This is a genomic window from Gardnerella sp. DNF00983, assembly GCF_049244265.1.
Lineage (GTDB): Bacteria > Actinomycetota > Actinomycetes > Actinomycetales > Bifidobacteriaceae > Bifidobacterium > Bifidobacterium vaginale_J.
In genome coordinates, this window is sequence record NZ_CP058392.1 from 431416 (window position 1) to 447051 (window position 15636).

The 15636-nt window shown below is 41.0% G+C and carries 12 protein-coding genes; 10 read left to right on the top strand and 2 right to left on the bottom strand.

Features of this window, described 5'->3' with window-relative positions:
* The first annotated feature begins 350 nt into the window (after window positions 1–350).
* The 6 genes from HXT34_RS01500 (at window position 351) to HXT34_RS01525 (ending at window position 7719) form a co-directional block, all read left to right on the top strand.
* Window positions 351–1259: an ABC transporter substrate-binding protein gene (locus HXT34_RS01500; RefSeq protein ID WP_415683780.1), complete on the top strand. Its 909-nt coding sequence runs from the start codon at window positions 351–353 to the stop codon at window positions 1257–1259.
* A gap of 142 nt (window positions 1260–1401) precedes the next feature.
* On the top strand, window positions 1402–2403 hold the full coding sequence (locus tag HXT34_RS01505; RefSeq protein ID WP_119526781.1) for an amino acid ABC transporter permease: 1002 nt from the start codon (window positions 1402–1404) through the stop codon (window positions 2401–2403).
* Between the two features lie 85 nt (window positions 2404–2488).
* Complete coding sequence (locus HXT34_RS01510; protein WP_119526272.1) at window positions 2489–3277, top strand: amino acid ABC transporter ATP-binding protein; 789 nt, start codon at window positions 2489–2491, stop codon at window positions 3275–3277.
* A 95-nt stretch (window positions 3278–3372) separates the two neighbouring features.
* Entirely contained in the window at window positions 3373–5280 is a 1908-nt protein-coding gene (glmS, locus tag HXT34_RS01515) for a glutamine--fructose-6-phosphate transaminase (isomerizing) (RefSeq protein ID WP_421785147.1), read from the top strand.
* 46 nt (window positions 5281–5326) lie between these two features.
* Window positions 5327–6757 carry an ABC transporter substrate-binding protein gene (locus HXT34_RS01520; RefSeq protein WP_415687900.1) on the top strand — a complete coding sequence of 477 codons (1431 nt, stop codon included), beginning with the start codon at window positions 5327–5329 and terminating at the stop codon, window positions 6755–6757.
* A 194-nt stretch (window positions 6758–6951) separates the two neighbouring features.
* Window positions 6952–7719 carry a type III pantothenate kinase gene (locus tag HXT34_RS01525; RefSeq protein WP_421785149.1) on the top strand — a complete coding sequence of 256 codons (768 nt, stop codon included), beginning with the start codon at window positions 6952–6954 and terminating at the stop codon, window positions 7717–7719.
* A 177-nt stretch (window positions 7720–7896) separates the two neighbouring features.
* Here the strand turns inward: HXT34_RS01525 and pdxT are convergent, their stop codons facing one another.
* Both pdxT and pdxS read right to left on the bottom strand, forming a co-directional pair.
* Window positions 7897–8490, bottom strand: a complete 594-nt coding sequence (gene pdxT, locus HXT34_RS01530; protein WP_421785151.1) for a pyridoxal 5'-phosphate synthase glutaminase subunit PdxT — start codon at window positions 8488–8490, stop codon at window positions 7897–7899.
* 2 nt (window positions 8491–8492) lie between these two features.
* Window positions 8493–9326 (bottom strand): pyridoxal 5'-phosphate synthase lyase subunit PdxS, encoded by an 834-nt coding sequence (gene pdxS / locus HXT34_RS01535; RefSeq protein ID WP_050397242.1) that lies wholly within the window; start codon window positions 9324–9326, stop codon window positions 8493–8495.
* Between the two features lie 556 nt (window positions 9327–9882).
* On the opposite strand from pdxS, the gene HXT34_RS01540 reads away from it, so the two are divergent.
* From HXT34_RS01540 to HXT34_RS01555, 4 genes are all read left to right on the top strand, one after another.
* A complete protein-coding gene (locus tag HXT34_RS01540) occupies window positions 9883–11574 on the top strand; it encodes an ABC transporter substrate-binding protein (RefSeq protein ID WP_421785153.1) in 1692 nt (563 codons plus the stop codon).
* A gap of 319 nt (window positions 11575–11893) precedes the next feature.
* A complete protein-coding gene (locus tag HXT34_RS01545; RefSeq protein WP_421785155.1) occupies window positions 11894–12859 on the top strand; it encodes an ABC transporter permease in 966 nt (321 codons plus the stop codon).
* 42 nt (window positions 12860–12901) lie between these two features.
* On the top strand, window positions 12902–13786 hold the full coding sequence (locus tag HXT34_RS01550; protein ID WP_415683784.1) for an ABC transporter permease: 885 nt from the start codon (window positions 12902–12904) through the stop codon (window positions 13784–13786).
* Window positions 13783–15525, top strand: coding sequence for an ABC transporter ATP-binding protein (locus HXT34_RS01555; protein ID WP_421785158.1), 1743 nt, complete (start codon window positions 13783–13785; stop codon window positions 15523–15525). Before HXT34_RS01550 ends, HXT34_RS01555 begins: the two co-directional genes overlap by 4 nt.
* The last annotated feature ends 111 nt before the right edge of the window (window positions 15526–15636 follow it).

Consider the following 15636-nt stretch of genomic DNA (forward strand, 5'->3'; position numbering starts at 1 on the left):
TTATGTCGTTTTCCAGCTAGATTCCGGCCGAAACTGCTCAGCTGTGAGTAGTTTATGTCGTTTTCCAGCTAGATTCCGGCCGAAACTGCTCAGCTGTGAGTAGTTTTGGTCGCAAGTAAGTTGCGCGTTCAATAATCATCTCAACGCGACACGCACATATTATACATTATTGCGAATAATATACAGTTTTTGTTTATAAAAAGCATAATTATTGCGCAGATGCACTGTATGAGTATCTTCGTATATTCAATAATCGCATAAAAGGCTGTTGAATTTGTAGTGTTATCGTGTATAGTTATACACATCAATGCAAATTATAAATTCTTAGTAAATAAATGAGGAGAAGAACCATGTTTAAATCTATGAAACCTGTTGCTATTGTTGCATCTTTAGTAATGATTGGCAGTATTGCTGCATGTGGACCTGCTGATTCTAAAAAAGCAGACCCTGATGTTGCTCGTAGCTATGATGTAAGTCATGTGCAAAAAGATGATGCTGTTGCAGCATTAGTTCCAGCAGAAGTTGCGAAAACAGGAGAGCTAACTGTTGGTGTAAACGTAAGTTATGCTCCTGCAGAATTCTTTGCTGCAGACGGTAAAACTCCTGTAGGTTACGAAATTGATTTTTCGAAGGCTCTTGCAAAAGTCATGGGCTTAAAAGCAAAAATTATGCATGCTCAGTTCGACTCAATTATTCCAGCAATAGGAAGCAAATATAATGTCGGTATTTCTGGTTTTACAGTAAATGCTGAACGTATGAAGTCTGTAGACTTTATTACTTACGCAAACGCAGGTTTGTCTTTTGAAGTGCGCAAGGGAAATCCTACTAAAGTAGATCCAAAGAACCTTTGCGGAAAGAAAGTAACTTTGGAAACTGGTACTGTTGGCGAACCTATTATGGAAGAAGCAAAGAAAGAGTGCGCAGCTAAAGGAGATAAGCCTCTTGAAATCATGAGCTTCAAGGAGCAAACTGACGCAACTACCGCACTTATTTCCGGTCGCGCTGACGTTATGTATGCAGATACTCCTGTTGCAGGTTACGCTTCAATTAAGAATCCTGGAAAGCTTGAAATTTTGGAAAACAGCAAGGATTCTGAGCCAATGGGAGCGGCTGTTAAAAAGGGTGATACAGCGATGCTGAAGGCTGTAAAAGCTGGCATTGATAAGCTTATGAAGTCCGGCGTCTACAAGGATATCTTGAAGAAGTGGGGCGTTGAAGATGTTGCTATTGAAAAGTCTGTAGTTAATCCAAAACTATAAAACTTTAGCGATAAAACTTTAGCTATCAAATAATCAAATAATTATTTAAAATGATATCGTTAATCTGAGTCGTGATTTAATTCTCGGCTCAGATTGTTTCGTTACTTTGCTGTTTTGTATAAACGACTTATTGGAGCATATTTTGAATTCTTTAATTGGTAACTCTTCTAAGAGCAAGTCCGGAGTAGCTAACTCTGAACGTATTTTGCCAGTAAAAAAGCCGGGACCTATTGTTGCTGGAGTAATTGTAGCTGTAATAGCATGTTCGCTTCTTTACAGTATTATTACCAACCCTCGTTTTGAATGGGAAGTAGTTGGAATATATCTAATAAGCGATAACGTGCTTTCTGGTATTGGCTGGACGTTGCTTCTTACGCTAATTGCTATGGTAATTTCAATCGTACTTGCTGTAGGCTTAGCGATGATGCGTAAGTCAATTAATCCTGTGCTTCGTGGCGTAAGTTGGTTCTTTATTTGGTTTTTCCGTGGTACTCCTGTTTATACTCAGCTTGTATTTTGGGGCATGTTTGCAGTTCTTGTGCCGAAAATTAGTATTGGTATTCCTTTTACTTCTGTAGAATTTTGGTCTATCGATTCTAATGTAATTATGACTTCTCTTACTGCTGCTGTAGTTGGTTTGTCTTTGAATGAATCCGCTTATTTGTCGGAAATTGTTCGCGCAGGATTGGAAGCCGTAGATAGCGGACAAGTTGAAGCTGCTAAGGCTCTTGGAATGGGTAGAGCTTTAACTATGAGGCGTATAATTCTTCCTCAAGCAATGCGTATTATTGTTCCTCCACTTGGTAACGAAACAATTGGTATGCTGAAAACGACTTCGTTAGTTCTTGCAGTTCCGTTTACTCTTGAATTGCAATTTGCTACAAACGCTATTGCTAACCGTATCTATAAACCAATTCCGCTTCTTCTTGTTGCGAGTATTTGGTATTTGATTATCACTTCCATTTTGATGGTTTTGCAATACATGCTCGAGAAGCATTTTGCTAAAGGCTTTGAAGCAAGAGATATTGTAAAACATGCTCGACTTAATACTGATTCTGATCAGCGCGGCGATCAATCATTAGATGCTAAGCGGAAAAATGTTAAAGGACGAAATGATGCTGCTATGCTCGGATTTAATGCTTAAATAAGTGCATAATAGCTTAAATTTTAAATATTTTTCTTTGTAAACTTTAAATTTTGCATGAAACAAACAAATTGGATGTGAATAAATGGTAGAAGCAAAATCTAATCTTCCTGCGGTTGCTATTAACGATGTGCAAAAATCTTTCGGTCAATTGCATGTACTTAACGGTATTAACATGACAGTGAACCCAGGTAGCGTAACAGTTATTTTGGGTCCGTCCGGTTCTGGAAAATCGACGTTATTGCGTTTAATTAATCAACTAGAAACTTTGACTGCAGGAAGTATAAGTATTTATGGCGAGCGCATCGGCGTAAAGCAAGTAACGTATAAAGGTGAGAAGTGCCTGCAGGCTCTTAACGACAAAGAAATTGCTCAACAGCGTGCAAAGCTTGGCATGGTATTCCAGCGTTTTAATTTATTCCCTCATATGACGGCTTTAGAAAACGTTATGGAAGCTCCTGTTCATGTTATGCATATGAAAGCTCAAGAAGCGCGCGATTTAGCTATTGAAGAGCTAAAGCGAGTCGGCATGGATGAGCGTATGAACCATTATCCTGCAGAGCTTTCAGGCGGTCAGCAGCAGCGCGTTGCAATTGCTCGCGCTCTTGCTATGAAACCGGAAATTATGCTATTTGACGAGCCAACATCTGCACTAGATCCAGAGCTTGTAGGTGAAGTGTTAACCGTTATGCGAAATCTTGCTAAAGATGGCATGACTATGATTGTAGTAACTCACGAAATTGGTTTTGCGCGTGAGGTTGCAGATCAGGTTGTGTTTATGGATGGCGGTGTAATAGTTGAGCAGGGTAGTGCAGATATTATTACTAATCCGCAAACTGATCGTTTTAAAGATTTCCTAAATCACGTATTGTAATTTACGTAAGAAACGTATCTTATTTATGTAGTTTTGCGTAGTTTTTGTGTGCTTCTCTGGCGTGCGCTCGCTCGCATAACGTACAATAGAAGATTATGTGTGGCATTGTAGGATACGCAGGTTTTGGAAAAGTTTGTGCAAAACCTTTAGAAGTTTGTTTAGGTGGGTTAGAGCGTCTAGAATATCGCGGATATGACTCTTCGGGTGTAGCTTTAGTTGCTCCTGGGATGAAATGTGCGACTGTGCGAAAGAAAGCTGGTCGTTTATCTGTTCTGCGCAACGATATTGATGCAAATCCTATGCCTGAAGCGAGTGCAGCTATTGGTCATACTCGTTGGGCTACTAATGGTGCTCCTTGTGACACTAATGCGCATCCTCATACTAGTGCAGATGGCAAAATTGCGCTTATTCATAACGGCATTATTGAAAATGCTGTTGTATTAAAAGAGCAGCTCCACGAAGAAGGATACGAATTTTCTTCTCAAACAGATACTGAAGTTGCTGCAAAATTACTTGGCAAAATTGCGAATGATATTGTAGACGAAACTGGTAAGCCGGATTTATTCACAGCTCTTCGTCGTACTGCAAAAATGTTAAAAGGAGCTTTCACATTACTTGCTGTTGACGTTCGTCAGCCAGGTATTGTGGCTGCTGTTCGTCACGATTCGCCTTTGGTTGTAGGTCTTGGAGACGGTGAGTATTTCCTTGGCTCTGACGTTGCAGCTTTTGTTGCTTATACGGATCGAGTCTTGGAAGTTGGTCAAGATCAAGCTGTGTGCATTGGAGATGTAGATGGCAGTGGAAAAGCATCTTTGCTTCTAACTGATTTTGACAATAATATTGTTGAAAATCCTACTTGTTTTACGGTTGATTGGGATGCTTCTGCAGTAGAAAAAGGCGGTTGGGATTCCTTTATGGATAAGGAAATTCATGAGGATCCACATGCTGTTGCTGACACTTTGCGCGGCCGCTTTGACGCGCAAGGAAATATTGTGCTAGATGAAGTGCATATTAGTCAAGATGTTTTGCGTTCAATAGATAAAATTATTGTTGTTGCTTGCGGAACTGCAAGTTATGCCGGATTGGTTGCAAAATATGCTATTGAGCATTGGGTTCGTGTTCCTGTAGAAGTTGAATTAGCTCATGAGTTTAGATATCGCGATCCTATTTTGACTCATCGCACATTAGTTGTTGCTATTTCGCAATCTGGTGAAACAATGGACACGCTTATGGCTTTGCGTCATGCTCGCGAGCAAGGTAGTCGAGTTCTCGCGATTTGCAATACGCAAGGTTCTAGCATTCCGCGCGAATCTGATGCAGTTCTTTACACGCATGCAGGTCCCGAAATAGCAGTTGCGTCTACTAAAGCTTTTGTTGCGCAAATAGTTGCAGCCTATATGCTTGGCCTGTTTTTGGCGCAAGTAAAAGGCACTATGTATCGTGACGAAATTCAGCAAATAGTTGCGCAATTAAAAGAGATGCCGGATAAAATTCAGCACGTACTTGATACGCAATCTGAATCAATTATGAAAGCAGCTGAGCATACTCTAGAAGCTAAATCTTTCCTTTTCTTAGGTCGACATGTTGGCTATCCTGTTGCGCTAGAAGGTGCGTTGAAGCTTAAGGAAATTGCGTATACGTTTACTGAAGGTTTTGCTGCAGGTGAGCTTAAGCATGGTCCTATTGCGCTTGTAGATGAAGGTGAGCCGGTAGTTGTTATTGTGCCATCTTCTCGCGGTCGTGATGTGCTTCATGCGAAAGTTATTTCTGGAATTGAAGAAGTTAAAGCGCGCGGAGCTTTCACTATAGCTGTTGCAGAAGAGGGTGATCCAGATGCTTCTCGCTATGCAGATATTGTGTTCTGGCGTCCTACATGCGCGACTTTGCTAAGTCCTCTTGTAGATGTAGTTGCATTGCAATTATTTGCAATGGATATGGCAAAGTTAAAAGGTTATGATGTTGATAAGCCTCGTAATCTTGCAAAGTCTGTAACTGTTGAGTAAGCGCATAACAACGTTGAGTAACACAAAGTAACGGATGGCAAATCTTATGTCTGCATTTGCAAGAATTTTGCAACAGCGCAATCATTTTTCGCGTTTGCTTCTGTCGCTACTTTGTGTTTTTTCTTTGCTGTTTTCTTGCGGATGCGGAACTAAAGATTCTAGAACTCAAATTAGTGTTTGGTCTTGGGAACCAAGCATGAAGCGACTTGCTGAAGAATTTGAACTACATAATCCGGATGTTCACGTAACTGTAAAAGATACTAGCGGATATAGCAATCTTAATAGCGCTATTCAAGATGGCTACGGTATGCCGGATATTGTTCAATTAGAATATTTTGCTCTTCCGCAATATGCTGTAAGCGGACAGCTTTTAGATATTACTGATCGTGTGAAAAATACTCGCACTTTCTATACTCCTGGAACATGGTCTTCTGTGCAACTTGGTGGACGCATTTACGGTTTGCCAATGGATTCTGGCCCAATGGCTTGGTTTTATAATGATGACGTGTTTAAGCAGGCTGGTGTAGATGCCACAAAAATACATACTTGGGAAGATTACCGTCAGGCTGCTCGTAAGCTTAAAGATATCGGTGTGTATATTGCGTCAGACTCAGGTGACGCGAGTTTTTATAACGCTATGATTTGGCTTGCAGGCGGACACCCGTTTATGACTTCTCATGATGGGAAAACAGTTACTGTTAGATTGAGTAAAGATAAGGGTACTGAAGAGTTTACAAAGTTCTGGCAATCAATGATTGATGAAGGCTTGATTGACATTAGAACTACAACTTGGAGTCAACGCTGGAAGAACGGTGTTGGAGCTGGTAAGATTGCTTCTGTTTTCTCAGGAGCTTGGATGCCGTCTTTGCTTTTGGAAAATGTGCCTGGAACTGCAGGATTGTGGAAAGTTACGAATGTGCCAACTATGCACGGCGAAAAGCGTAATGCAGAAATGGGTGGCTCTTCGTTATCTGTGCTTAAATCGAGCCGTAAGCCTGAAGCAGCAATGCGATTTGTGAATTTTGTATGTCACGATATGCATGGAATTCGTACTCGTGTCAATGGTGGAGCGTTTCCTGCAGATGTTGTTACGCTTAGAGATAAGTCATTTTTAGATAGAACTACTATTCGCGATTCACGAGGCATTGATATACCTTATTTTGGCGGACAGAAGTTTAATCGTGTATTCGCAGATGCCGCTAATCGTGTGGATACGGGATACAGGTATTTGCCTTTTGAAGTTTATTCGCGAAGTGATTTTAGAGCAACTATGGGTCAAGCATATGACTGGAGTATTAAATCTTTAGCTAGATTAAACGTGCAAGCTATGATTGATGCTGGTGTTACTCGAGATGATGGAAGTAAATTGTGGCTTCCAGATGATCCTGGTAAACGCATTGCTTTAAAAGATGGTCTTTTATTGTGGGAAAAAGATCTTCAAGAATATGGTTACAATCAAGGATTTGTAGTTAGATAATTTCGTAACTTATTAAACGTAACTTATTAAAATTAAGTGATTTCGTAAAAGCAGCTTAATTTTGCGTAAAAGTAAGATTATTAGCAAAAGTAGTATAAATACAATAGGATAGTATAAATACACATACAATACGTGCGCACGTGATTGCAGATTAACTTAAATCCGCTAAATGCCAATATAGAAAGTAGGCACACATGTTATTAGCAGTAGACATTGGTAATACGAATATTGTGCTGGGTTTTTTGGAAAATAACCGAATTGTTGGCACTTATCGTATGACAACAAAGTCTAATCATACTTCAGACGAGTATGGCATTATGATTGCGCAATTTTTGCATTTAAGCGGATTTAAAATAAGCGATGTTGAAGATGTTATCGTTGCTTCTGTTGTGCCGAAAGTTATGCATTCATTCCGTGCTGGTATTATCAAATTTCTTCATATCGATCCTATGATTGTAGGTCCTGGTGTTAAAACCGGCATGAATATTCGCATTGATGAACCAAGAACTCTTGGAGCGGATTGTTTAGCTGATTGCGTTGGCGCGTTTAGTGAGTATGGAGGATCCGTATTAGTTATTGATTTTGGTACAGCAACAACTTACAACTATGTAGATAAAAGTGGTGCGATTACTTGCGGACTTATTTGCACAGGAATTCGTACTGCCGCTGCTGCACTTTGGGATAACACGGCTCAGCTTCCGGAAGTGGAAATAGCTAGACCGCAGTCTGTTCTTGCAAAATCTACTAAACTCGCAATGCAAGCTGGATTATATTACAGCTTCTTGGGTGGAATTGAGCGCACAATTGCACAGTTTAAAGCTGAAATAGACGAGCCATTTAAGGTAGTTGCTACTGGTGGCTTGGGTAGGCTTTTTGAAAATGACGTGCAATCGATTGACTATTACGATCCGGATCTTATTTTCAAAGGTATGGCTTCGATTTATCAGCGAAACTTGCACTAATAGTAAATATCGTTTATTTGTTGTTTTGTGCTCCAAACGTGGGTAATTTTGCTCGTGTTTGGAGGGGTTTGGGTTGTGTTGTGCTCCAAATGTGAGGGAGGTCTGTCTTCGTCTCGATTGACGAAGGCAGACCTACCTTGCAAGGCTTTTTGTATTTACGAAAGATTGCAAATTCGATTACAAATCCAGGAAAAGCTGGTGGATTCGCGTATCGTCGTCAAGCTCCGGGTGGAAGGATGTGCCGATTTGGTTTCCTTGGCACGCTGCGACAACATGACCGTCTACAGTTGCAAGAGCTTTGGCATTAGAGCCTACTTCTGCAATGTAAGGAGCGCGAATAAACGTCATCGGCACATTGCCTATCTCGCCAAACTCAGCCTCGCAATGGAAGCTTCCGAGCTGACGTCCGTAAGCATTGCGTTTAACTGTTACGTCTAAAGTGCCAAAACCGTTTACTTCGTCACCTTCCACGTTCTTCGCAAGCAAAATCAAACCTGCGCAAGTGCCAAGAACAGGCATTCCGCCTGCTATCCGCTCGCGCAAAGGCTCGAGCATATTTTGCTCACGAAGAAGCTTAGCTTGCACAGTGCTTTCGCCGCCAGGAAGTACTAAGCGGTCAAAAGACTGCTCCAAGTCGCGCGCTTGACGAAGCTCAATAACGCGCGCGCCTAATTTTTCAAGCATTAAGCGATGTTCAAGAAAAGCACCTTGAACAGCTAAAACTGCTACAGTATGAGCGGAGTTATCAGTATTGGTAGGTGAGTTTGACAAAATTACTCGCCTCGCTCAGCCATCAAAAGCTTGATTTCCTGCTCATTAATACCAACCATGGCTTCGCCCAAGTTTTCGGAAAGCTTAGCAATCATCTTGGCATCCTTGTAATTAGTTACAGCTTTAACGATTGCTGCAGCGCGCTTTGCTGGGTCTCCAGACTTAAAGATGCCGGAGCCAACGAACACGCCTTCAGCGCCAAGCTGCATCATTAGAGCAGCGTCAGCTGGGGTAGCAACACCGCCGGCTGCGAAGTTAACAACAGGAAGCTTGCCGTTTTGTGCAACGTACTTTACGAGTTCGAAAGGCACGCGCAAATTCTTAGCTTCTTCAAAAAGCTCATCCTCGCGCATGCTTGTAAGCTTACGAATTGCGGAATTCATCATGCGCATGTGACGCACAGCCTGAATCACGTCACCAGTTCCTGGCTCGCCCTTAGTGCGAATCATGGAAGCACCTTCGTTGATTCTGCGCAAAGCTTCGCCCAAATCCTTAGCGCCGCAAACAAAAGGCACAGCAAAATCGCGCTTATTGATGTGGTACACGTCGTCGGCTGGGGAGAGCACTTCGCTTTCGTCGATGTAATCGATTTCAATAGCCTCAAGCACTTGCGCTTCAACAAAGTGACCGATACGGCATTTTGCCATAACAGGAATAGACACAGCCTCTTGAATGCCGTGAATCATTGCTGGGTCGCTCATACGAGAAACGCCGCCGGCTGCGCGAATATCAGCAGGAATACGCTCCAAAGCCATAACTGCGCACGCGCCAGAATCCTCAGCAATTCGCGCCTGCTCTGGGGTGGTGACATCCATAATCACGCCGCCTTTAAGCATTTGTGCCAGTTGACGGTTCAATGCTGTACGGTCTTCGCCGCTTTTGTTTTGCGGATCCGAGGATTCGTTCACAGTTACCGTAGTATTCAAGTTCTCAGCCATCATTCCTCGCTTTAGCTTTAACATATGAGCTTTTAACATATTAGATACGTGTATGCATCTTAATATTTCGTGAATTTGCGCGCTTCTACGCTTTAATCTTATGCCGATTATTGCGTACGTTTGCAAGTTTACGTTCTGTTGGAATTTAACCACATTCGTAGGATATATCTCATATGTATTGGTATAAAAATATTACAAAAATATACAAAATATGATTTGATTTTTTGGACGCGCCATAGGTGAGCCTGGCTTGTCAATCGACTACGATTAGTAATGCCGTCGACTTGTATTTGGGTTTATGTGGTATGCAAATAGTTATGTTTGCAAATGTGCATTTCCAATAAAGCGGCGAGCTATAAGACAAAAATAAATAAAGAATAAAAATAAAGAATAAATAAAAAATAAATAATAACAAATAAATAATGTTTATATGCCATTAAGAAAGGTTTATGGTATGGCTAACAGCAAACCTGAGGAAAGCGTGCACGAAGAAAACGGCGCGACTGAAAAATTCTCCGGTAAAACTAACAATGAAGCTAACAAAAGCACTTCTTTCGCTGCGAGCACTGACTCTTCGTTGAATGAAGCTGAAAAATATGCTTCTTCTGGCTCAAAGCACAAAATGGGCAAGATGTGGCTATTTAGCTTAGCTATTGTTTTTATAGTAGTGTTTAGTGCAATTTTTGCAACGCTTACTACATCTAATAAACCAAATAAATCAAATTCAGTGTCGGAAATTTCGAACAAAACTGTATCTATAGGTCTAAAGCTAGCTCCTACGAATCTTGATATCCGTAACCAATCAGGTTCATCGCTTGACCAGTTGCTTATTGGTAATGTGTATGAAGGCTTAGTTGCTCGCAATGCTACTAATCAGGTAGTTCCTTCGTTAGCTCAAAGCTGGGAAATAAGTAAAGATGGTTTGCGTTACACATTCCACATGCGTAAGGGTGCTGTATTTTCTAATGGCAATAAACTTACTGCGCATGATGCGGAATGGTCGTTTAACGAGCTTATTGCTAAAAAATATCGCGGCTCTAACATGGTTGGAAAAGTTGAGTCTGCTAAAGCAAAAGATGATTACACATTTGAGATTACGCTTAAAGAGCCAAATGCTAAGCTTTTGTGGGCACTTTGCAGTCGTTCAGGTTTAGTTTTTGATAAAAACGCAAAGTATGATGCAAAAACTCAAGCAGTCGGTTCTGGACCGTATTTAATTGACAAATTTGTGCCAAATGATCGCGTTGTTTTAAAAGCAAATCCGCGTTATAAAGGCATTCATCGTGCGCAAACTAATAAGATAGTAGTTCGCTACTTTGTTGACGATAACGCAGCAGTTGACGCACTTTCTTCCGGTTCTGTGCAAGCATTAGCTCCTATTTCTGGTCAACTTGCTAAGCCTTTTAAAGATGATTCCAAGCGTTACGATGTCAGTGCAGGTAATGGCACAGATAAATTTGTTTTAGCTATGAATATGAAAGGCGAACGTACTAAAGACAAGCGCGTGCGCAAAGCTATTCGTTACGCGATTGATCACAAGCAAATTATTGCATCTCGTGGCGGTACGGATTTAGCTCTTGGCGGTCCAATTCCTTCTCTTGACCCTGGTTATGAGGATTTAACTAAGCTGTATCCGCATGATTTGAATCGCGCTAAGGCGTTAATGAAGGAAGTTGGATTTGACGAATCACATCCTATGGATTTGACGCTTACTTATCCGAATATTTACGGCACGCAAATTGGAGATCAGCTGCGCTCGCAATTGAAGCCTATTGGAATCAATTTGAAAGTTAATATTGTTGAGTTTACTACTTGGCTTCAGGACGTTTATAAGAATAAGCAGTATGATTTGTCGATGGTTGATCACAATGAGAGTCATGATTTTGGGCAGTGGGCAGATCCTACGTATTACTACGGATACGACAATAAGCAAGTCCAGGATTTGTATGCTAAAGCTATGCTTTGTGCGGATCCTAAAGAGTCAAATAAATTGCTTGCTAAAGCTGCGCGAATTATTAGCGAGGAAGCTCCTGCTGATTGGCTGTTTAACTATCGCGTTGTAACTGCGAAGGTGAAGAATCTTGAAGGAATGCCTTTTGACATGAATCAAGAGATTTTGCCGCTATACAACCTGCGACTCAAATGATTTTTATTTGCTAGTCGCCACCTAGTTTCTAATGCAGAAATGAAACTGCGCGCGTGTCCGAAAACCACCAATCAGAGACATTCGCGCAGCGCGACGACCTGCCTTCGCGCATATTCCTCACGGCATAGCCGTTCGGATGATTTGGCATGTGAAGCACACCGTGCTTCACAATTGAGCCAAATCACGCTTTGAAGGAGCTTGAAATCCTGTTGATTTCAAGCTCGGTCAAAGCGCGCGCAGCTCGCAAACTGCACTAGTGTCCGAATTTGTGTATTTGTGGTGTGTTTCGACTAGAAGTCCATAAGAAAGGAGGCATTTTATGTTTCGTATGATTTGCTACAGAGTATTGCTGTTTATTCTTGCTTTACTTGGCATTTCTGTAGTTATTTTCATATCGTTACGTGTACTTCCGGGCGATGTTGCGCAAGTTATGGCCGGCTTAAACGCTCCTCGCGGAAAAGTAGAGGAGCTTAGAGCAGAACTTGGTATTAATAAACCACTTTTTACGCAGTATGTTGACTGGATTTGTGGTGTTTTCCGCGGTGACTTTGGCGTGTCTATGTTGACTGGTCGTTCTGTAAGTTCAACTATTGCGATGCGTGCTTCTATTACTTTTCCGCTGATTCTTTTGGGTCTGTTTATTGCTTTAGTAATTGGTATTTCACTTGGATGTTTGCAAATTACTCATGAAGGCAAACTTTCACAGGCAATTATGCGCTTTTTGGCTATTACAGCAGGCTCTGTTCCAGCATTATGGGGTTGCATGCTACTTATTTTGCTATTAGGACGCGGTATTGGTGTGTTCAGTTTGTTGCCAACTCAAGGTTTCCCTACAGATGGCTGGAGCGAATTTCCTGAAGCTTTTGCGTCTCTTCTTATTCCGGCTCTTACGGTAGGACTTATTGTTGGCTCTAGTTTTATGCGTTACACTGCTGCAACTGTTGAAAATATTGTTAAAAGTGAAGTAGCTTCTCAAGCTATGGCTTGCGGAATGACTCGCAAACAAGTTGTGTGGCGTGTTGGTTTGCGGCTTGCTCTTCCTCAACTCGTATCTGTTATTGGTTTAACTTTCGCTCATATGGTTATGGGCGTGATGGTTATTGAAAACCTGTTTTCCTTACCGGGTATTGGTACGGGAATGGTTCGAGATGTTGGTTTGCGCGATCTAATTGCAGTGCAAGGTGAGCTTTTTATGCTTGCTGCGCTGTTCTTACTAATCGGCTTTGTAATTGACATTACGCACCGACTACTTGACCCTAGGTTATCTAAAGATAGTTTGAATTAATTTCCTATTGTTGAATCTAACATGCGAATAAGGTGAGTTTTTATGTGCAATATGTCTAAAAAAAGTATCAAAGTAAAATCTACTTTATTTAAGCGCGTATGGAATGCTACTTTCGGTAAATTTGTGTGTTTAACGTTTGCAATATGGTTTTTTGTTGCTTTGCTTTCGCTTTTATGGACTCCGTACTCACTTTTAGAAACTAACGGTTTTAAAGTATGGCAGAAGCCGTCTTTTTCGCATTGGCTTGGTACGGACGGCACTGGTTCGGATATGCTTAGTTGGCTTATGGCAGGTTCAAGAATTGAGCTGATTCTCGTTTTTTCTACTGTTCTAGTTGCTGCTTGTGTTGGGTTTATTGTTTTGAGTTTTATGATTTCTAGTTCACAAATTGTTCGCACAATAAGCATTATGTCTGTTGACGCATTGATTTCTATTCCAACTGTTTTAATTGCGCTTATGCTTGCAGTTCCGTTTGGGGCTAGTGTTGTTGTGATTGTTATTGCTTGTGGAACTGGTTATGGCTTGAATTTAGCACGTATTGTACGACCGAGTGCGCAGCTTGCGTTGCAATCTGATTATGTGACTTCAGCTGTTTTGCAAGGTTCCTCTCGTAAATATGTTCTTATTCATCATGTTTTACCAAATATTATTCCTGTTGCATTTGTTGAGCTTTCTCTTTCTGCAGGAACTGTTATTTTGGCTGAAAGCGGCTTAACATACTTGGGTATTGGAGTTCCTGCTGGAGTTCCTAGCTGGGGGCGTGTATTGGCTACTTCTGTTTCGTTAATTCACGTAAATCCTTTATCGGTTGTCTGGCCAGGTTTGATTGTGACTGTGGTTGTTGTTGCTCTTAATCTTTTTGGTGACGTATTGCGTAAAGTTTTAGATCCTTCATCAAAAAGTGCGAATAAAGTAGGGGAAAAATGAGCTTAAATATTCAAAATCTCACGCTAAAACTTGGCGGAAAACTAATTCTTGACAACGTATCAATTGAGATTTCTGACGGTGAGCGTGTTGGCTTAGTTGGTTCTTCTGGCTCTGGCAAATCTATGTTAATTCGAGCTATAACTGGATTATTGCCGTCAAATGCTGAAATTTCAGGCTCTTGTATTCTTGGCAATCTTCAAACAGTTAAAGCAAAAGATGAAAATTTAGCTTCTATTCGCGGAAAATACGTTGGTGTAGTATTTCAGCAAGCTAATAGAGCACTTAATCCAATGTTAAGCGTTGAAAAACAAATTTCTTTGCCTTTGCGAATACATTACAATCTAGATGACGACGATATTCACAATCGAGTATGCATTATGCTTGAAAAAGTAGGGTTGTCGAAAAATCTCGCATCTAAACGCACATTTGAGCTTTCGGGAGGTCAACAGCAGCGAGTTGGTATTGCTACAGCTTTGATTACTTCTCCGCGTTTAATTTTGGCTGATGAGCCTACTACTGCGCTTGACTCGGTTACGCAAAGTGAAGTTGTGCGAATGCTTGCTTCACTCGTAGATGATATGGGCGCTTCAATGCTTTTTGTAACGCACGATTTTTCTGTGCTTTCGCATGCTGCTAATCGTTGCTATGTGCTCGATTCTGGGCGTGTGGTCGATAGCGAAAATGTTAAGAATTTGCTTGATAATCCGCGTATTTCTTCGACTAAGCAATTAGTGAGCGCTGCTAAAAAGTTGACTTTTAGAGCGCAAAATTTGGGATCTAAAAATTTGGATTCTGCAAATTTGGATTCTGCAAAAGTGGATTCTGCAAATACTGATTTTGCAAATACTGATTTTGTAAATACTGGTTCTGTAAATACTGGTTCTGTAAACGTTGATTCTGAAAACGCTGATTTTAAGGAATTTAATTCCCATATTGGCAACAGTGAAGAAAATTCGCTTATAAATGCAAAAAATATTCACGTTACTTTAGGTCGCGCAAAAACTCGTGCTGAAGTGTTAAGCGGTGTAGATTTAAATCTTAATATCGGCGAATCTTTGGCGATTATTGGCGGATCTGGTTCCGGCAAAACAACTCTTATACGCGCTATGTTGGGGCTTGAAACTCTTTGCGAAGGCAACGTTACTTATTGCGGTGAAATCGTAAATAATGCAAATTTATTAGAAGTAAATAAAAATGCTTGTACTCTTATGAGACGCGAATCGTCGCTTGTATTTCAGCATCCGTTTGCTGCATTAGACCCACGCTGGACAGTTCAAAAAAGCGTTGCTGAGCCTCTTAGAATATGGCGAAAATCGCTTAAATTAGACGATGCAACTATTGAACAGCGTGTTTGCGAAATGCTGAAATTAGTAGGTTTAAAACCTGAAGATTTTTTGGAACGTCACCCTAACGAGCTTTCTGGCGGTCAAGCGCAATGTGTTTGTATTGCTCGCGCATTAATCAATAATCCTCGAGTTTTGCTTGCCGATGAGCCTATGAGTGCAATTGACGTTGCGGAAAGAACTCGCATTTTAGATGCTTTTGCGTCCATTCGCTCTGAGCGTAAAAACATGTCATGCATATTTGTAAGTCATGATTTGGGTATGATTCGGCATTTAGCAACGCGAGTTATTGTTCTTAATGAAGGAAAAGTTGTGGAATGTGGCAGTGTAAATGATGTGCTCAATAATCCACAAAATGACTACACTCGTGCTCTTGTAAACGCAGCAATCATGTAAATAAATCTTTCAACTAATAAATCTTTCAACTAATTAGGCAACTACCGTCTACTATAGAAGTAATCAGTACGTTAAAGAGTACGTTGTTTATTGTGTAGTTAAGTGAAGGGA

Coding starts and splice junctions, on each gene's coding strand:
- HXT34_RS01550 (WP_415683784.1), top strand. CDS start 12,902: ATGTGCAATATGTCTAAAAAAAGTATCAAAGTAAAATCTACTTTATTT.
- HXT34_RS01540 (WP_421785153.1), top strand. CDS start 9,883: ATGGCTAACAGCAAACCTGAGGAAAGCGTGCACGAAGAAAACGGCGCG.
- HXT34_RS01525 (WP_421785149.1), top strand. CDS start 6,952: ATGTTATTAGCAGTAGACATTGGTAATACGAATATTGTGCTGGGTTTT.
- HXT34_RS01520 (WP_415687900.1), top strand. CDS start 5,327: ATGTCTGCATTTGCAAGAATTTTGCAACAGCGCAATCATTTTTCGCGT.
- HXT34_RS01555 (WP_421785158.1), top strand. CDS start 13,783: ATGAGCTTAAATATTCAAAATCTCACGCTAAAACTTGGCGGAAAACTA.
- HXT34_RS01510 (WP_119526272.1), top strand. CDS start 2,489: ATGGTAGAAGCAAAATCTAATCTTCCTGCGGTTGCTATTAACGATGTG.
- HXT34_RS01500 (WP_415683780.1), top strand. CDS start 351: ATGTTTAAATCTATGAAACCTGTTGCTATTGTTGCATCTTTAGTAATG.
- pdxS (WP_050397242.1), bottom strand. CDS start 9,326: ATGCTTAAAGGCGGCGTGATTATGGATGTCACCACCCCAGAGCAGGCG.
- HXT34_RS01545 (WP_421785155.1), top strand. CDS start 11,894: ATGTTTCGTATGATTTGCTACAGAGTATTGCTGTTTATTCTTGCTTTA.
- glmS (WP_421785147.1), top strand. CDS start 3,373: ATGTGTGGCATTGTAGGATACGCAGGTTTTGGAAAAGTTTGTGCAAAA.